The sequence below is a fragment of the Aeromonas sp. MR7 genome (genome assembly GCF_963899385.1).
In the GTDB taxonomy this organism is placed as follows: Bacteria; Pseudomonadota; Gammaproteobacteria; order Enterobacterales; family Aeromonadaceae; genus Aeromonas; species Aeromonas bestiarum.
Window position 1 is genome coordinate 250,600 of sequence record NZ_CAWQXH010000049.1, and the last position, 16,274, is coordinate 266,873.

At 62.4% G+C, this 16,274-nt stretch carries 17 protein-coding genes; 7 read left to right on the top strand and 10 right to left on the bottom strand.

Annotated elements, in window-relative coordinates; translation table 11 throughout:
* Positions 1 to 138: 138 nt before the first annotated feature.
* Positions 139 to 1,410, top strand: a complete 1,272-nt coding sequence (locus AACW87_RS18680) for a hypothetical protein (protein ID WP_241325782.1) — start codon at positions 139 to 141, stop codon at positions 1,408 to 1,410.
* An 87-nt stretch (positions 1,411 to 1,497) separates the two neighbouring features.
* On the opposite strand, the gene AACW87_RS18685 is transcribed toward AACW87_RS18680, so the two are convergent.
* The 5 genes from AACW87_RS18685 to AACW87_RS18705 all read right to left on the bottom strand — a co-directional run bounded on the left by AACW87_RS18685 (position 1,498) and on the right by AACW87_RS18705 (position 5,665).
* Positions 1,498 to 2,748, bottom strand: a complete 1,251-nt coding sequence (locus tag AACW87_RS18685) for a DEAD/DEAH box helicase (RefSeq protein ID WP_241325783.1) — start codon at positions 2,746 to 2,748, stop codon at positions 1,498 to 1,500.
* 215 nt (positions 2,749 to 2,963) lie between these two features.
* Entirely contained in the window at positions 2,964 to 3,614 is a 651-nt protein-coding gene (locus tag AACW87_RS18690; protein ID WP_241325784.1) for a DUF799 domain-containing protein, read from the bottom strand.
* Positions 3,611 to 3,970: a DUF4810 domain-containing protein gene (locus tag AACW87_RS18695; RefSeq protein ID WP_241325785.1), complete on the bottom strand. Its 360-nt coding sequence runs from the start codon at positions 3,968 to 3,970 to the stop codon at positions 3,611 to 3,613. The genes AACW87_RS18690 and AACW87_RS18695 overlap by 4 nt, the downstream gene beginning before the upstream one ends.
* Positions 3,971 to 3,981: 11 nt before the next feature.
* Entirely contained in the window at positions 3,982 to 4,653 is a 672-nt protein-coding gene (locus AACW87_RS18700) for a CsgG/HfaB family protein (protein ID WP_039216072.1), read from the bottom strand.
* A 142-nt stretch (positions 4,654 to 4,795) separates the two neighbouring features.
* Complete coding sequence (locus AACW87_RS18705) at positions 4,796 to 5,665, bottom strand: LysR family transcriptional regulator (protein WP_241325786.1); 870 nt, start codon at positions 5,663 to 5,665, stop codon at positions 4,796 to 4,798.
* A gap of 219 nt (positions 5,666 to 5,884) precedes the next feature.
* Here AACW87_RS18705 and AACW87_RS18710 point away from each other — a divergent pair, with 219 nt between their 5' ends.
* The gene (locus tag AACW87_RS18710; protein ID WP_241325787.1) at positions 5,885 to 7,117 is read left to right on the top strand and encodes an MFS transporter; all 1,233 of its coding nucleotides are present in this window, start codon (positions 5,885 to 5,887) and stop codon (positions 7,115 to 7,117) included.
* A gap of 6 nt (positions 7,118 to 7,123) precedes the next feature.
* On the opposite strand, the gene AACW87_RS18715 is transcribed toward AACW87_RS18710, so the two are convergent.
* Positions 7,124 to 7,273, bottom strand: coding sequence for a hypothetical protein (locus AACW87_RS18715; protein WP_241325788.1), 150 nt, complete (start codon positions 7,271 to 7,273; stop codon positions 7,124 to 7,126).
* Positions 7,228 to 7,683 (bottom strand): hypothetical protein, encoded by a 456-nt coding sequence (locus AACW87_RS18720; protein ID WP_241325789.1) that lies wholly within the window; start codon positions 7,681 to 7,683, stop codon positions 7,228 to 7,230. Before AACW87_RS18720 ends, AACW87_RS18715 begins: the two co-directional genes overlap by 46 nt.
* Positions 7,684 to 7,852: 169 nt before the next feature.
* Here AACW87_RS18720 and AACW87_RS18725 point away from each other — a divergent pair, with 169 nt between their 5' ends.
* A complete protein-coding gene (locus AACW87_RS18725) occupies positions 7,853 to 8,761 on the top strand; it encodes an SAM hydrolase/SAM-dependent halogenase family protein (protein WP_241325790.1) in 909 nt (302 codons plus the stop codon).
* Between the two features lie 193 nt (positions 8,762 to 8,954).
* Entirely contained in the window at positions 8,955 to 12,005 is a 3,051-nt protein-coding gene (locus AACW87_RS18730; RefSeq protein ID WP_241325791.1) for a cytochrome c peroxidase, read from the top strand.
* 59 nt (positions 12,006 to 12,064) lie between these two features.
* Here AACW87_RS18730 and AACW87_RS18735 read toward each other — a convergent pair whose 3' ends face one another.
* From AACW87_RS18735 to AACW87_RS18745, 3 genes are all read right to left on the bottom strand, one after another.
* Positions 12,065 to 12,496 (bottom strand): DUF6515 family protein, encoded by a 432-nt coding sequence (locus AACW87_RS18735; protein ID WP_241325792.1) that lies wholly within the window; start codon positions 12,494 to 12,496, stop codon positions 12,065 to 12,067.
* Between the two features lies 1 nt (position 12,497).
* Positions 12,498 to 12,791, bottom strand: a complete 294-nt coding sequence (locus AACW87_RS18740; protein ID WP_241325793.1) for a hypothetical protein — start codon at positions 12,789 to 12,791, stop codon at positions 12,498 to 12,500.
* A 146-nt stretch (positions 12,792 to 12,937) separates the two neighbouring features.
* On the bottom strand, positions 12,938 to 13,498 hold the full coding sequence (locus AACW87_RS18745) for a gamma carbonic anhydrase family protein (protein WP_042869323.1): 561 nt from the start codon (positions 13,496 to 13,498) through the stop codon (positions 12,938 to 12,940).
* Positions 13,499 to 13,735: 237 nt separating this feature from the next.
* On the opposite strand from AACW87_RS18745, the gene AACW87_RS18750 reads away from it, so the two are divergent.
* The 3 genes from AACW87_RS18750 (at position 13,736) to AACW87_RS18760 (ending at position 15,791) form a co-directional block, all read left to right on the top strand.
* Positions 13,736 to 14,386, top strand: coding sequence for a ribonuclease T2 family protein (locus AACW87_RS18750; protein WP_241325794.1), 651 nt, complete (start codon positions 13,736 to 13,738; stop codon positions 14,384 to 14,386).
* Between the two features lie 71 nt (positions 14,387 to 14,457).
* Entirely contained in the window at positions 14,458 to 14,742 is a 285-nt protein-coding gene (locus AACW87_RS18755; protein WP_043135538.1) for a Pathogenicity locus, read from the top strand.
* A gap of 2 nt (positions 14,743 to 14,744) precedes the next feature.
* Positions 14,745 to 15,791, top strand: coding sequence for an NAD(P)H-dependent flavin oxidoreductase (locus tag AACW87_RS18760; RefSeq protein ID WP_241325795.1), 1,047 nt, complete (start codon positions 14,745 to 14,747; stop codon positions 15,789 to 15,791).
* The last annotated feature ends 483 nt before the right edge of the window (positions 15,792 to 16,274 follow it).

Sequence of the window (16,274 nt, forward strand, 5' to 3'; positions counted from 1 at the left end):
TTCAGCGCACCGGATTTCCTGTGGCGGATCTCCGAGTCTTGCCGATCGGCAGCCGGCCCCCGGCATTAAGGCTGTTCAAGCCGGGTGCGCTTTCATAAGATGGATTCCTCTCTGGCCAGCCATTAACAAGCAATTGATATGCAATATAAATCCCTCGAGCGGCTGAAGCAGGCCTTTATCACCGGCATGTGGGCCTCGCTTGCCAGCATAGTTATCGGCTTCGCCTTCAAGGTGTGGCTGGCGCAGTGGGTGGCCAAGGGGGATCTGGCGCTGTTCAACAGCGTGGTGGATTTGATCTCCCTCTCCTTGATCCTGATGACCGGCTTTCGCTCCTCCATGGTGGTGAGCTACTCCCAGACCAAAAACGACAGAGACATCATCAATATCTTCCGCTACTTCCTCATAGGCATGGTGCTGCTCACCTGGGGGCTGGTGATCCCCTATATCAAGCACGGGCTCCATATCCGGGTGGAGTATCTGCAACTGGTGGGGGTCATCTTCGGGTTGGGGCTCAAGGTATATTTCACCAATCTGGTGGCCATGTACCGCATGTACGATATCTCCAACAGGGTCACCTGGCTGGAGCCGCTCGCCAATGCCCTGCTGTTTATGGCCTGCTACTTCGGGCTGGGGATGGATGCGCTCTCGTCGCTCTTCTACGGGCTGACCTGCTCTTCGCTGGTCATCGCCGGTTATATGTATCTCTATCGGCGCAGGGCCATCGCCACCCGGCCGCTGGCCAAAGTCGAGCTCGGCCCCGAGATGCGCAGCTATGTGAAGAAGAGCTTTACCGCCTCGCTGGAGGCAGGGGCCAGCATCCTGATGATCTACATTACCGTGCTGCTCACCATACGCCACTTCAGCATCGACGAGCTGGGGGATTTCCAGGTGGTGGTGCGCCCCATCTTCACCTATATGACGCTGCTGTTTGTCTTCCCCATCTACCGCTTCGTGCTGCCTGAGCTGGCGGTCAATCTGCGCCACGGCGATCACCGCCAGATCAGGATGATCCGCCGCTGGATCTTCCGCCTCTCGGCCATCGTCAGTCTGGTGTTCTTTGTGCTGATGCTGCTGGCGGGCAAGCCGCTGGTGTTGCTGCTGTTCCCCGTCGACTATGTGGGGGCCGTGCCCGTGCTGTTCCACTTCTCCATCTTCTTCATCTTCATGATGCTCAACGGCTATCAGCTTGCCTATATCAAGGCCCACGGCCACTTTACCCAGAGTCTGCTGATCCGCCTAGTCGGCATAGTGGCGCTGGTGGCGGCCTACTATCTGGTGGCCGAGTTCACTACCAATGTGGTAGCCATTATCGTGGCGCTGGGGCTTGGCTATATGGTGATGTTTATCCTCTCGACCCTGGCGGAGCGGCGGATCCTGAAATCCCTGCCACTGGTGCTGGCGACCCGCTAGGTGTTCAGTCGCCAAGGGTGGCGCTGGCCATTGTCGGATAACAAAAAACGCCCATGCGGGCGTTTTTTGTGGGCGGCGTTGAGCGGCTTAACGCTTGCCCTTGCCACTCTTGTTGCCGCCGAGGGCCTGCTTTCTGGCTCGCTGCTTCTGGGCCGCCTTGCCGTTGCGGCGTGGCTCGGGCTCAAAGCGGGTGAGGTCGGGCTCAAAGCCCGGGAACCACTGTTGGGGCAATCGGGTGTCGAGCACGGTTTCCACCTTTTCCAGCAGGGGCGCATCTTCCGGGCTGAACAAGGTGATGGCCAGCCCCTTGTTGCCAGCGCGGCCGGTGCGACCGATGCGGTGGACATAATCCTCTGCGACAAAGGGGAACTCGAGGTTGATCACGTAGTTGAGATCGCTGATATCGAGGCCGCGGGCGGCCACGTCGGTGGCGACCAGCGCCTGCAGGGTGCCGGCGCGAAACTCCAGCAGCACCTTCTCCCGCGCCCCTTGCGACAGATCGCCGTGGAAGGCCAGCGCATTGATGCCCGCCTTGCCCAACTGCTGGGCCAGCTTGTCGGCGCCCTGACGCGTGCGGCTGAAGATAAGCACAGGCGCCCAGCCCTTCACCTTGATCAGGTGCTCCAGCAACGCCAGCTTGCGCTCGCCATCCACCGCATAGACCCGCTGCTCCACCTCGGCCGCCGTGGTGTTGCGCGGTGCCACTTCGATCAGTTCGGGGTCGCGCAGCAGCACACGGCTCAAGGCAAACAGGTTGTCGTCGCAGGTGGCGGAGAAGAGCAGGGTCTGGCGATCCGCCGGTATCTGTTTGAGCAGCGCCTTGATCTCGTCCATAAAGCCCATGTCGAGCATGCGATCCGCCTCGTCAAACACCAGATGGCTGAGGTGCTCAAGGCTCAAGGCCCCTTGGCGCAGATGGTCGAGCAGCCGACCCGGGGTGGCGATCAGCAGATCCACCCCGGCTTTCAGCGCCTCCACCTGCGCGGCTATGCTGACCCCGCCATAGACCAGGGCGCTGGTGAGGTTGGTGCCCTTAGCGTAGCGCGCGACGCTCTCGTGTACCTGCACCGCCAGCTCGCGGGTCGGCACCAGCACCAGGGCGCGGATCGGGCGGTGTGCATCACCTGTCGGTGTTTGCATCAACTGCTCCAGCAGCGGCAGCACGAAGGCGGCTGTCTTGCCTGTGCCTGTCTGGGCCCCCGCCATCAGATCGCGCCCCGCCAGAATGACGGGGATGGCGCTGGCCTGGATCGGGGTGGGTGCGGCATAGCCGAGTTCGGTCAGCGTCTGCTGCAGACGGGGGGAGAGGGCCAGTTCGGCAAAGGAGGCAATGGACATAGGGGCACCAGTGTGGGGTTATCGCGGCCAGGGCCACGACAGAAACAATCGTAGTGGCCGGCATGGTAACAGAAGCGGGGGCATGGGCAGAAGGCGGGCGAGGGGACTGGGGTTATGAAGGGTAGAGTTCATCAGCAATCAGTGACCGCCATCAACGACGGCGGCAACAAAAAAGAGGGCCTAAGCCCTCTTTCATCTCTGAATGCCAAACAATGTTATTTTTGATACTTGGGAGAATGGGGGCCGTAGAGGATGCCATTGGGCATATCGGCGCTCAGCAGCCGGAAGCTGGTGATCCCTGCAATTTCATATCCCTTGTCGGTAATGGTGTTGGCAATTTGGTTGACGACAGCAACGACCAGCATACCGATCAAGCCACCACCAGAATTGCTCTGCTGTTCTGCGCTGCTGGCACTGGCTTTACCTTCCCACAACAGTTTGCCGGTTCGAAGATCGACCAGACGCGCACTGGCTGTGACTACGGTTTCACTGGACACAACCAGATAGCTGGTGCCGTAGTTCTGGATGTCCAGATACAGGGCTGTATCGGCACCATAAATCTCGTGCAGCTTCTTGATTGGCAACGCATGAATGTCAGCCGCTTCCGTCACGCCGTTTTGACGGAAAGTCTCATTGGTGACGGCGACAGGCAGCACATAGTAACCAGACTCAGCCAGCGGGAGCGTAATTTGAGATTGCAGGCTTGCCCCGGCTTTGACATCTGGTGAGTGGTTCAACGGGGGCAATACCAGAATGGAGGTCGGTTTGCTCTCTTTGAACGCCGTGTAATCGTAAGAAGGGCGCTGTGCACAACCAGCCAACAGAAGAGTGGCGAACATCAGTGAGAAGAGGGCGGGCATCTTCATTGGGTAGCCCCTTTTTTGTTGGACATCAGGAAGTTCATGAAGGGAGCCGATTCAGGGAACAGACGTTTTTCTGTCTCAAAATGCTGCCGTGTTTCTGTATCTTTGCCCAGTTGCGCATACAGCATGCCTAAATGGGCATGGAAACCGGGGGGAACGGCCTGTCCTTTGGCACTTGCCTCTTGCTGGTTCTTTTCAAGGGTAGAGATTTGCTCCTCTACGCTGGTTTCGTTGCCTTCCATGTTTTGATAGACAACCTGTTGGTACTGATCCCAGTTGTAGAGAGAGCGTGGTGCCTGAGCACACGCAGTCAACAGCATGGCCGCTGCCAGCAAGGTGAATAGCTTGAACTGTTTCATTTTTATTATTCCTACTGCGCCGGATGCCAGGCGCCGGTCTCAATACCGTTCACCAGATTGTTGACTGCTTCACGGATGGCCAAGTCCAGCACTTTGCCATTCAGGGTTGAGTCATAGCTTGCGGTACCGCCGAAACCGATGATCTCTCGATTGGACAGTTCGTATTCACCAGCTCCCTGGGCAGAGAAGACGACTTCGGAGGTGGTGACATTGACAATATTGAGATTGACCTTGGCATAGGCAATCTGGGATTTGCCGCGACCCAGGATGCCGAACAACTGATGATCCCCGACTTCCTTGCGACCAAATTCAGTGACATCACCGGTGACCACATAGTCAGCCCCTTTGAGGGCTTGAGCCTGTTTCTTGATCCCCGCTTCTGCCTTGATCTCATCCATGTTGTCACGATCGAGCACGCTGAAACGGCCGGTTTGCTGCAGGTGGGTGATCAAGACGGTTTTTGCCTGGCTGCCCAGTCGATCCACGCCATCGGAGAAAATGCCGCGCATGTAGCTGGAACGGTTATCAAATTTACCGACGGAGATCGGGCTGCGAGTGCCCTGATAGTGACTTTGGTAGGAGGCAACTTTGGGGACATCCAGGGAACGAGAAGATTCGCTGGCACAGCCAGCCAACAAACTCGTCATCAGGATGAAACCACATGAAACAACGAACTTCTTCATATAAGGTCCCGTTTAATAAGGAAAAAACAGCGTGGGACTCTAGCATGGTTCGCTGCGAAGAAAGTGCCCCGAATGGGGGGCTGGCCAGTTCAATAACTGAGCATTCAGTTAGTTTGTATTGGCAAAGAGATGGCGCACCCCGTCAGCGGCAGTGAAACACCTCCTCCAGTGCATCCACAACGGCGCGCACCCGGCTGGCTTTTTGCAAGTCGGGGTGGAGCACCAGCCAGATGTCGACCGGCTCGCACAGGGTAGGCAGCACGCGCTCCAGATCCGGCTCTTTGTCCGCCAGAAAGGTGGAGAGCAGGGCGATGCCGAGCCCCTGGCGAGCCGCCGCCAGCAACAGCAGCTGGGCGTTGCACTGCAGCACCACATTGGGCTCGTGCAGCGGCTCCCCGCACAGGCTGTGCCAGTGGTGGGAGACCAGCTCCTTGGCAAACAGCAGCAGGGCGTGCTGGCTGAGGCCATGGCCGCTCTTGGGTGTGCCGTGGCGGGCCAGATAGTCGCGGGAGGCATAGAGCCCCATCTCTATGGTGGTGAGGCGCTTGATCACCAGTTCGTCGTTGTCCGGGCGCAGCCCGCGGATGGCGAGATCGGCCTCCCGGTAGGCGATGTCGCTGACACTGACCGCGGTCTGCAGGCTGAGCCTGATGCCGGGATGGCGCTCGCGCAGCAGGGTGAGGGCGGGTAGCACGAAGGCCTGGGCCAGGGTATCGGTGGTGGCGATGCGCACCTCGCCACACAGGCTCTGATCGCCGGCGCTCGCCTTGCGTTCGATGGCCTTGATGGCTTGCTCCATGGCGCTGGCATCCGCCAGCATGGCCTCGCCGAGGGGGCTGAGATCATAGAGCTTGGGGGTGCGGATAAAGAGTTTGGAGCCAAGATTCTGCTCCAGCGCCGTGATGCGGCGCCCCACGGTGGCCTGATCGACCCCCAGTATGCCGGCGGCGCCGCGCAGGGTGCCCTGCCGTGCCAGTGCCAGAAAAAACCGCGCGTCGTCCCAGTTGATCATCGAACCTCCCACTCAAAGTGCCCCGGCGGGGCGTACCCATTAGAAGCCAGTGCCGGCGGGATCACAAGGCGAGAGTGCCCTTGTCGACATGCAGATAGATGCCACTGACATGCATTATTGAAGCAGGCTGATGCATTTGTGTCGCTGTCGAGGGGCCACGGCGGGCGCTATCATGGCGCCTCTTGTCAGCGGCCTTGTCCGCCCTCATCGGAGCCTTGCATGTCATCATCTCTCTGTGCCGCCGCCCCCTCTGCGGCGGCTACCTCCCATCGCGCCATCCTGCTGTTTCTGCCGCTGGCGCTGATGTCGGCGCTGCTCAACAGCAGCGTGCCCACCCCCCTCTATCCCCATTATCAGCAGGTGCTGGCCCTGAGCGATGTCAGCCTCACCCTCATCTATGGCGGCTATGCGGGCGGGGTGCTGATCTCCCTATTCGGGGTGGGCAATCTAGCGGGCAGGGTGAGCGATCTGCGCGCCATGATCCTGCCGGCCCTGCTGGCGGTACTGGGGGGCGCCCTGCTGTTCTCCCTCGCGGACTCCTTCTGGTCGCTGTTGCTGGCGCGGGTGCTGGCCGGGATCGGCACCGGCGCCCTGACCGGCGCCGCCAACGTGGCTCTGCTACGCTTTGGCCCGCGCGATGGCGGCAAGCGGGCCGCCCTCAGCGCGACCCTCTCCTTCACCGCCGGGCTGGCGCTCGGCCCGGTGTTCAGCGGGTTGGCGTTGCAGCTGGAGTTCTATCCGACCCAACTGCCCTTCCTGCTCATCATGGGGTTGGCGGCCTGCGCCATGGCGGGGGTGGCATTGAGCTGGCCCGCCCACGCGCAAGGGGCGCCGGCTGCGGCAACGCAGCAGGGCAGGGGATCTCTGGGGGAGGGGCTCAAGGCCACCGGGGCGGCTTTCTTTATTTGTGCACTGGCGCTGTTTACCGCCTGGGCGGTGGCGGCTAGCCTGCTGGCCATCGGCCCCAAGGTGGCCAGCCAGCTGCTGGGGCTGCGGGATCTGGGCCTGTTCGGCTATCTCATCGCAGCCTACATGGTGCTCTCCGGCCTGTGCCAGCTCTGGGCCCGCCGGCTCGATGCCCGTCACACTTTGCAAAGCGGCGCCCTGGCGCTGGCGCTTTGCATGCTGCTGTTTGCCGGCGCCGTGCATGCCCAGTCGTGGTGGCTGGCGGTGCTCGGCTTGCTGGTGGCCGGTTATGCTCAGGGCGCGGTGTTTGTCGGCAGTGCGACCCTGGTCAACCGCATCGCGCCGGCTGCCAGCCACGCCCGGCTGGTGTCGCTCTTCTACGTGATCGCCTATGTGGCGAACTGGGTGCCGGTGCTGCTGGGCTGGGTCAGCGATGGCGCCGGCGTGCAGGCGGCGGTGGATCTGCTCACCGTCGGCAGCGTGCTGATCAGCCTGGGGCTGGCCTGGGCAGCCTGGCGCACCCGCTTCGAGCCGGCTGCCGTCTAGCGTGACTCAGTCGGCCAGCACCACCCGTTCGGTCGACAGATGGTGCATCCATTCGCGCAGGATCAGCAGGGCGGCGGCAAAGCGCCGGGTCTTGGGCAGGCTAGCGTGACTCAGTCGGCCAGCACTACCCGCTCGGCCGACAGATGGTGCATCCATTCGCGCAGGATCAAGAGGGCGGCGGCAAAGCGCCGGGTCTTGGGCAGGTTGGCGGCGGCCAGCGGGTCACCCTCTACCATGGCGGCAAACTGGCCGAACAGCTGCTCCAGGCTCTCCCGGCTCAGTTCACGGCTGCCGAGCACCTCGGCCAGCGGCAGCGGCGCCTGCAGGGTCACCACCTCATGGGGCGGTACCTCGGCGGCCAGCGGCATCAGCACGTCCTCCACTACCATGATGGCCTGCTCCAGCTCCAGCGCGCTCGGTGGATCCCGGCGAAACGGGCCTGGCGTCATGGCCTCGAGGCCGAAGCCCAAGTCGCGGGTGAAGCGGGTGCCATCGGCCAGGGTCAGCTGCAGCTGGCTGCTGTGCTCCCCCAGGCTGAGCCGGATGGTGGTCTGGTTGCGGGTCATGGGCTCTCCTTGTAGAGGTCGCGACTCAGCCCTATCCATACACCCGCCGCGACCTGCTGGCGAGGGCTTTCGGTGCCCCCCATCCGGGGAATACAGCTTGCAATATATAGAAGCGATGGCATTCTGGATGTCTAGATGGTTATTTTGCCATTACCTCAGGAGTTCAGATATGGATATTCGTACCGCCCCCCGTGCACTTGCGCTCGCCCTGTTGCTGGCCAGCGGCCTTGCCACCGCCAACGAGGCGCTGGTGATCCAGACCGACTTCGGTCTCAAGGATGGTGCCGTCTCGGCCATGAAGGGGGTCGCCTTCGGGGTGGATCGCACCCTGCCGCTCTATGACCTGACCCACGAGATCCCGGCCTACAACATCTGGGAAGCCTCCTACCGTCTCTACCAGACTCTGCAGTACTGGCCCAAGGGGACCGTGTTCGTCAGCGTGGTGGATCCGGGTGTCGGCACCGATCGCAAGTCTGTGGTGCTCAAGACCAAGAGCGGCCACTACATCGTCAGCCCGGACAACGGCACCCTGACTCTGGTGGCGGAGCACTTCGGTATCGACACCGTGCGCCAGATCGACGAGAAGACCAACCGCCTCAAGGGCTCCGAGAAGTCCTACACCTTCCACGGCCGCGACGTCTATGCCTATACCGGCGCCCGGCTCGCCTCCGGTGCCATCAGCTATGAGCAGGTGGGGCCCAAGCTGCCGGCCGAGGTGGTGAAGATCCCCTATCAGCCGGCAGTGGCCGAGCAGGACGGTACCCTCAAGGGCACCATTCCGATCCTGGACGTGCAGTACGGCAACGTCTGGACCAACATCGACGACAGCCTGCTGACCAAGGCGGGGATCAACAAGGGTGACAACACCTGCATCAAGATCAGCGAAGGGGATGCACTGAAGTACGAGGGCAAGGCCCCCTATGTCAGCAGCTTTGGCGATGTGCCGGAAGGCCAGCCGCTGGTCTACCTCAACAGCCTGCTGCAGGTGTCGGTGGCGCTGAACATGGACAGCTTCGCCGCCAAACATCAGGTGCAATCCGGCGCCAACTGGCATATCAGCCTGAAGAAGTGCTCCTGACCGCGAGCCGAGGTCGCCGGCTGACCAGTATACGGAGATAAGGAGGGCAGGCATCGACGGATGCCTGCCCTCTTGTCATGGCGTCCGCGACAGCGTGGTTGTTGTCAAAACACATATTTGCAAGGTGATATTGATAATTATTGTTATTTAACTGGATAATCGGCGACTCCTCAGACCACTCACCCTTTGCACGATGAAAACCAGCCTCTTACTGGTCAGCCTGCTGATCCTGACCGCCTGCAATGACAACCATAGCCAGGCGCCCGTTCCCTCTGTGCCGGTGGTGACACCGCCCGTGGTAGAGCCGCCGGTGGAACCTCCGGTGGTGACGCCACCCACAGAGCCGCCGATTGAACCGGTACCGACCCATACCCGCAGCGAGTTGACCGTGCGACTCGATGTGACGACCCGCCTGAGGCAGGGGGCCACCCTGCTGCTGCGCCAGGCCGCTACTGGCATCGCGGTGAGTGGGGAGGTAGGGGAGGAGCGCCCCTTGGTCATGACGCTGCCGGCTGGTTTGCTGCTGGATCAGCCGCTGGAGCTGGTGGGGAGCGATGGCAGCTATATTCTGCGCGCCGCGACGGCCCGGGTGGCCGATCTCGGCGCCACGGCCTTGTCGGCCCGGCGCGCTGACGCACCTTCCTTGCGACTGGATGAAGAGGAGACGGCGCTGTTCCTGCTAGCCGACCACAATGGGAACGGCACCCTCGATCAGAGCGAGTGGGGGCAACTGGCACAGATCCGTCTGCAACAGCAACCGCTCATTCAGGACTATGCGACCCTGTTGCTGGCCCAGCGCCAGCCGGGGGCCGAGCTCAACTATCCGGACAGCTGGCAGATGCTGCTGGCCCTGCGTGCCGATCAGGGGGAACGCAGCTGGTATCGGCGCAGCAACAGCGGCCCCATCGAGGCGGCAAAGCTGCTGCTCTATCCCGCCCAACCCAGCCAGCCCGACGAGCCGGAGACGGCCGACCTGCTGCGCCTTGATGAGCAGGGCCGGCTGACGAGCGGCACTGACTGGCGTTGCCTGCACGATGTGCGCAGCCCCGCCGGGGTCAAGGGCAGCCAGTATTGGCTGCACGCCAGCGGCGGCAGCGCGTTGCCGCAGGCCAGCCGTGCCGGGCTGGGGGTGGTGCCGACCGGTTGCGGGCGCAGTGACTGGCGGCTGCCTGGCCTGGCCGAATTCGAACGGTTGCTGGCGGCGGACAAGCAGAGTTGGCGCTACCCACACACCTTTGCCCTAGCTGTACCGACCCGGATCTGGCTGCAGGACGGCGCCGGCCGCCCCGCTCTTTACCAGCCCGCCACGGGCAGCTGGCTCGAGGAGGGGGAGGGCAGCGTGCTCTGGTATGCGCTGGCGCCCTATCCGGTACGCCCTTCGGTCATCCGTGACGACAGCATGCCCGACATGGCCGCCTTGCGCGCCCAGTATGCCGGCCCTGCCGCCCAATGGCCGGCGGCCAGAGTTGATGAGGGGGTCGAGTGGCAGGAGCTGGGGCCGCTGCCGGCGGTGCCCTTCCCGGCTGACAACCCTTACAGCCGGGCCAAGGTGGTGCTGGGTCAGCAACTGTTCTTCGACAAGCGGCTCTCCCGGGCGCAAGACATCAGCTGCGCCAGTTGTCACGATCCGCAAAAGGGGTGGAGCGATGGCCTGAGCGTGTCGGTTGGTCATCTGGGGCAGAAGGGGACTCGCAATGCGCCCACCATTCTCAATGCCGCCTATAGCAGCAGCCAGTTCTGGGACGGGCGGGTGGCCTCGCTGGAGGAACAGTCGCTCCATCCCATCCAGAATCCGGTCGAGATGGCGCTCGATCACGACGAGCTTCTGGCGCGGCTGCGGGCCAGCCCGGACTACCCGGCGGCCTTTGCCACGACCTTTGGGGATGATCATATTTCACTCGAGCGGGTGGCCAAGGCCATCGCCACCTTCGAGCGCACCATCATCAGCCGTGACAGCGACTTCGAACGCTTCGTCAGAGGGGATACCCAGGCGCTCAGCGACAAGGCGCTGTGGGGGATGCACCTCTATCGCACCGACGGACGCTGCATGAACTGCCACTCAGGCCCTCTGCTGAGCCAGCACCAGTTCGAGAGCGTGGGGCTGGCCTACTATGGCCGCAATCTGGAGGATCGCGGCCGCTTCCTGCAGACCCGTCAAAAGGCGGACATGGGGCGCTTCAAGACGCCCGGCCTGCGGGACGTGGCCTTCACGGGCCCTTACATGCATAACGGTGTCTTCCCTATTCTGGCGCAGCGCATCGGTGGCTCGGTGCAGGGCGTCGTGGCCATGTACAACTTCGGGGTGACCAAGTGGAGCAGCGGGGTCGGCTTCCCGACCGGGGTGGATCAGCATGATCCCTTCTTCCCCAAGGCATCCGATCACCTGCATGCCCTCGGCCTCTCCAACGATGAGCTGGAGGCCATAGGTGAGTTCTTGCGCAGTGCCTCCGCCGAGCCGAGACGCACACCGGCCACGGTAGCCGAACTGGGGCTGGCACAGGTGGATGACGCGACCCCGGTCGCGGCCATTGCCATCGACTTGCAGGTGACGCCGGCCAGGCCCCAGCTGGAGGTGGGCCGGGCACTAGCGCTGCAAGCAGGGCTGCGGCTGAGCGATGGGGCTCTGATCCCGGTGAGCGGGCCCTTGCAATGGCACAGTGAAGAGCCAGAGCGGGTGAGCGTCGATGGGAACGGGGTGATCCAGGGGCTGGCCGTGGGCCCGGCCCGTATCCAGATAAGTGCGGGCAAGTACGCGCAGGCCGTGACGGTGCAGGTGGTGGATGCCCAGCCCGATTTCAGCCAGGGCTGTCGTCATCCCGAGCTGGCGGTGGGCCAGCTGGTCTTCGTCTGCCCGCTGACCCGCGCCGAAGCGGACAGGCTGGCGATCGATTACGATGGCACAGCCCGGGACGAGGAGGGGGATTACAACCCCTTCACCGCCGACTATGTGGTGATGAGCCAGGCGCGAGCCCGCAGTTATTGCCAGCAGCTGATTGCCCGCGGGCACGATGACTGGCGCCTGCCGGTGGCACAGGAGCTGGCAGCCCTATTTGCCGCCTACCATCAGCGTGGTGAAGATATGAAGCTGCTGACGGAGCAAGGCTGGCCGCTCTACAGCCGGCTCTGGAGCAGCGATGCTCCCAACGACGAGGGGGAGGCGCCTCTGTTCGATCCGGGCAGCGGCGAGCTCATCACGGATCTGCCGCAAGAGGCCCACGGGGTCGCTTGCGTGCGGGCTGGCTAGTCGGCCAGCATTATCCACTCTTCAATACGGGCGCCACGGCGCCCGTATTTTTTGCAGGCTTAGCGCAGGGCGGTGGGGGGCGGCACTTCTATATAGCGCCCGTCCAGCTCCCGCTGGTAGTAGTGGCCGGCTCTGACGTAGTAGCGACGGCCATCCAGGTCCAGCGGGGTGAGGCTCGTGTCCGTCTGCACCTCGATCACCTGGGTTGGCGGCGTGACCACCACATAGTGACTCTCCTGCTGCTGGTAATAGATGCCGCCGAGCACATAGTAGGTGAGCCCGGCCAGCATGATTGTCTCCACTCCGCCGGGCAGCAGGTCGATGCGATGGCCCGGCGCGGGGGCGGACCAGGGGCCTGCATAGTGGCCATGGCGGGTCGCGGGAGGCGACATCTCCCGTCCCGGCGGGCCGTCAGATCCACCCCCGCCAGCACTCGCGGGGAGGGTGATGAGCAGCGCCAGTGCCCAGGGCCAGGAGCTATCCCTGTTCATCCTATTGGCCCTTGAGCGGGGCTGTGGCGGACTGGAGCCTGATTGGCTGGGGTGGCAGCTCCCGCACGCTGACCATTACCTCGTAACCTTTGTTGGCCTCGGCGGCGGGGATGTTCTTGAACAGCTCCTGGGCCGTGGCCCGGGGATCCTTGCTCTGCTTGCTGGCCTGATAGAGAACCGAGGGTGGCGCCGGCATCTGAGCGCCGTGGTGGCCTGGCATGGGGGGCGGCATGTCGTTGGCATGTACAGACAGGCTGCCGAGCAGCAGGGGCAACAGGAGGGTTTTGCATGGCATGGGATGACTCCGTCCGGGTGAATATGGCCCATCAAACGCCAGCTAGGCTCTGCGCTCAATCGCTTTTACATCCTCTTTTCACCCCCTTTACAGTTGTGACAACGGGCGCCTGGGCGCCCGTTGTGTGTCATGGAAGGAGGTCGGCCTCAAAACTCGTTGGAGAGCGCCTTGTAACCCTTGACCAGATCTATGTTGGTGTGGGCCACGTCCTCGGAGAACTCGGTGGCATCCACTGTGACTCTGGGGATCTCGGCTAGATCGCTCTGCTGGTTGATGCGAGTGGTGGAGGGCACATAGAAGCCGGGGGGCAGATCGCAGCCATCCACCACAGAGTTGTGGCGCACCACCGAACCTTCACCTATGTGGCAGTTGAACAGCACGCTGTTGAAGCCGATGAAGACCCGGTTCCCCACTTCGCAGGGCCCGTGCACTATGCTGCGGTGGGCGATGGAGGTGTACTCGCCTATGGTGACGGCGGCGCCGGACTTGGAGTGGATCACCACCCCGTCCTGAATGTTGGAGTTGGCGCCTATGATGATGGGCTCCATGTCGCCACTGGCATCCACCTCGTCGGCGCGGATCACCGCATAGGGGCCGACAAACACATTTTCCTTGATGATCACCTTGCCACAGATGATGGCAGTCTTGTCGATATAGGCTGATTCGTCGATGACCGGCAGGTGGCCGGAAGGATTCTTGCGGATCATGTTACATCCTGTTGAAGATGAAATCGGGACGGGGAAAAAGGCGAGGCCACTGGCCTGCCGGTGGGTCAGCTTACGCCTGTGGGCCGGGAGGGGGAACCCCTGACTGGTCTGACCCCTGGGGTTGTGCGCTCATCTTCTCGGGGTGTTCCCGACGCGCAAATTATGGGAGCATGATTTCTGCCGAACGGGCCGCGTGGCCCGCCTGGTACTCTTTTGATATAAGGCTGGATACCCAAGATGAAGAAGATTGTTGTGCTGCTCGGCACCCTGCTGCTCTCCCCCTTGTTCTCTTCTGCCGTGCAGGCCAAGGGGGAGGCGGGCGAGTTTGACTATTACGCCCTGGCGCTCTCCTGGTCGCCGGAGCATTGCGCCGTCAAGCCGGCCGATCGGGACCAATGTTCCCGCCAGCTGGGATTCGTGCTGCACGGGCTCTGGCCCCAGTACCAGCGCGGCTACCCGAGCAGCTGCTCCCGCGAGCGGCTGGATCCCACCATGGAGCAGCAGTTTGCCGGGCTCTATCCCAGCCGTTTTCTCTATCGCCATGAGTGGGAGAAGCACGGTACCTGCTCCGGCCTCGACCAGCCGCAGTTCCATCAGCTGGCCAGCGACCTGCGTCTGAAGGTGAAGATCCCGGCCGCGTACCAGTCGCCTGCCGAGCCCCTGCGCAAGAGCCGCTTCCAGCTCAAGGCGGATCTGGCCAGTGCCAACGACTGGCTGGCGCCAGACAACATCACAGTCGCTTGTGCCGACGGGGGCCGCTTCCTGCGGGAAGTCTACATCTGCATCAACAAGGAAGGAACGGATGCCGTCACCTGCTCCGACGAGATGCAAAAGCGTGAACTGCGCTCCTGCGGTCAGCCGGACTTCCTGCTGCGCAGCGTGCGCTGACCCCTCCTTATCTTCATCGGGCCCCTTGCGGGCCCGATGTGCAAATACCGTCATCGGAAAGGAGTCTGGCAATGACCGACATGAAACAGTTCTCGGCGCGAGAGCGAAGCCTGCTGCTCGGAGTGAAAGGAGTGGGCCCTACCGTCATCGGCCGGCTCGAACAGCTGGGTTATCACACACTGAGCGAGCTGGCCGGGGCGGACACGAGCCACATAGTCCAGCTGGTGGCCAGCATGCTGGGCTCGACCTGCTGGCAGAACAGCCCGCAGGCCCGCGGCGCCATCGATGGTGCCATAGGGTTGGCGCGCAGCCAGGTTGCAGCCGACGCCGTTTCGGACTGTGAGCAGGGAACATAGCCATGAGCCTGTTCGCCGAACTGGGGATGCGTTATCCCATCATTCAGGCCCCCATGGCGGGCGTGCAGGACAGCGGGCTGGCGCTGGCCGTCACGGGGGCCGGTTGTCTGGGTTCCCTGCCGGCGGCCATGCTCAGCCCGACCGGGCTGCGAAGCGAGCTTGGTCGACTTGCCGCCAGCGGTCTGGGGCCGTTCAACATCAACTTCTTCTGCCATCGGCAAACCGAGCCGGATCCGATCGCCCTCGCAGGTTGGCGGCAGACCCTGGCACCTTACTACGCCGAGTTCGGGGTGAATGCCGAGGCGGCTGTGACGGCGCCCGGTCGCGCTCCGTTCAACGCCGAGCATGCCGCCATCCTGGCCGAGTTCAACCCCGCCGTGGTCAGCTTCCATTTCGGCCTGCCCGAGCCGAGCCTGCTGGCCCGGGTGAAAGCCACTGGGGCAAAAGTCTTTGCCAGTGCGACCACGGTAGCAGAAGCACAGTGGCTGGCCCGTCATGGCGCCGATGCCATCATAGCTCAGGGGCTGGAGGCGGGCGGCCATCGCGGCCACTTCCTCTCTGAGGATCTCGCCTTGCAGCAAGGTACTTTTACCTTGCTGCCACAGATAGTGGCCGCTGTGGACCTGCCCGTCATAGCCGCCGGTGGCATAGTCGATGGCAAGGGGATCCGGGCCGCTCTGGCGTTGGGGGCCAGCGCGGTGCAGATGGGAACCGCCTTCCTTTGCTGTCATGAGGCGACGACCTCTGCCCTGCATCGCGCAGCTATTCATTCGGCCCAGAGCCAGCATACGGCCCTGACCAGGGTGTTCAGTGGTCGCCCGGCAAGGGGGATAGTCAATCGGTTGATGCGGGAGCTGGGCTCGCTCTCGGATCTGGCACCTGACTTCCCCCATGCCAGCAGCGCGTTGGCCCCATTGCGTGCGGCAGCCGAAAAGGTGGGTGAGAGTGGCTTCTCGCCATTGTGGGCGGGCCAGAATGTCTCCGGCTGCATGGACCTGCCAGCCGCCGAGTTGATCGCCGCATGGGTGAAAGAAGCGGGCCTGGCGTGAGCGCTTCTTTATATAGGTAGATGAGCGGGAGGGCCGCCATGCGAGGAGTGGCCCTTCTACAGGCTACATGCGGGTAACTCTATAAGGCCAAACGGGCCGTTTTACGGTGTTTCTGTGGATAAGTTTGTACAAAAGCTGTGGTTGGTTATGAATAACTAAATAAGTGCCGATTTTTGCAGTTTTATTGCATTGTGGCCCTTGCCAACGCGATCAATCTCTCTATAATGCGCCACATCGACAGGGCAAGCGGCAACGCAAACACCCCAGTCGGTGCCTCGAAAAGCCTTTGAAAATAAGGCTTGACTCGAGAAGGCGGTTGAGTAGAATTCCACTCCCGCAGCAACACACTGTTGCGTCGCTCTTTAACAATTTGAATCAAGCAATCTGTGTGGGCACTCACAGCATCGAACATCAAACAATTTTGTTGATTTTCAATGTCTGGTGAAGTGACCAAAACGACTTGTTAGCAATAACAAGCCGAAC

What these genes read in the sequence shown, in the direction of transcription:
- AACW87_RS18700 (WP_039216072.1), bottom strand. Translation starts at nt 4,653, where the DNA reads ATGAAGAAGTTCGTTGTTTCATGTGGTTTCATCCTGATGACGAGTTTG.
- AACW87_RS18710 (WP_241325787.1), top strand. Translation starts at nt 5,885, where the DNA reads ATGTCATCATCTCTCTGTGCCGCCGCCCCCTCTGCGGCGGCTACCTCC.
- AACW87_RS18705 (WP_241325786.1), bottom strand. Translation starts at nt 5,665, where the DNA reads ATGATCAACTGGGACGACGCGCGGTTTTTTCTGGCACTGGCACGGCAG.
- AACW87_RS18690 (WP_241325784.1), bottom strand. Translation starts at nt 3,614, where the DNA reads ATGAAGATGCCCGCCCTCTTCTCACTGATGTTCGCCACTCTTCTGTTG.
- AACW87_RS18680 (WP_241325782.1), top strand. Translation starts at nt 139, where the DNA reads ATGCAATATAAATCCCTCGAGCGGCTGAAGCAGGCCTTTATCACCGGC.
- AACW87_RS18745 (WP_042869323.1), bottom strand. Translation starts at nt 13,498, where the DNA reads ATGATCCGCAAGAATCCTTCCGGCCACCTGCCGGTCATCGACGAATCA.
- AACW87_RS18735 (WP_241325792.1), bottom strand. Translation starts at nt 12,496, where the DNA reads ATGAACAGGGATAGCTCCTGGCCCTGGGCACTGGCGCTGCTCATCACC.
- AACW87_RS18685 (WP_241325783.1), bottom strand. Translation starts at nt 2,748, where the DNA reads ATGTCCATTGCCTCCTTTGCCGAACTGGCCCTCTCCCCCCGTCTGCAG.
- AACW87_RS18715 (WP_241325788.1), bottom strand. Translation starts at nt 7,273, where the DNA reads ATGGATGCACCATCTGTCGGCCGAGCGGGTAGTGCTGGCCGACTGAGT.
- AACW87_RS18755 (WP_043135538.1), top strand. Translation starts at nt 14,458, where the DNA reads ATGACCGACATGAAACAGTTCTCGGCGCGAGAGCGAAGCCTGCTGCTC.
- AACW87_RS18750 (WP_241325794.1), top strand. Translation starts at nt 13,736, where the DNA reads ATGAAGAAGATTGTTGTGCTGCTCGGCACCCTGCTGCTCTCCCCCTTG.
- AACW87_RS18725 (WP_241325790.1), top strand. Translation starts at nt 7,853, where the DNA reads ATGGATATTCGTACCGCCCCCCGTGCACTTGCGCTCGCCCTGTTGCTG.
- AACW87_RS18740 (WP_241325793.1), bottom strand. Translation starts at nt 12,791, where the DNA reads ATGCCATGCAAAACCCTCCTGTTGCCCCTGCTGCTCGGCAGCCTGTCT.
- AACW87_RS18730 (WP_241325791.1), top strand. Translation starts at nt 8,955, where the DNA reads ATGAAAACCAGCCTCTTACTGGTCAGCCTGCTGATCCTGACCGCCTGC.
- AACW87_RS18760 (WP_241325795.1), top strand. Translation starts at nt 14,745, where the DNA reads ATGAGCCTGTTCGCCGAACTGGGGATGCGTTATCCCATCATTCAGGCC.
- AACW87_RS18720 (WP_241325789.1), bottom strand. Translation starts at nt 7,683, where the DNA reads ATGACCCGCAACCAGACCACCATCCGGCTCAGCCTGGGGGAGCACAGC.
- AACW87_RS18695 (WP_241325785.1), bottom strand. Translation starts at nt 3,970, where the DNA reads ATGAAACAGTTCAAGCTATTCACCTTGCTGGCAGCGGCCATGCTGTTG.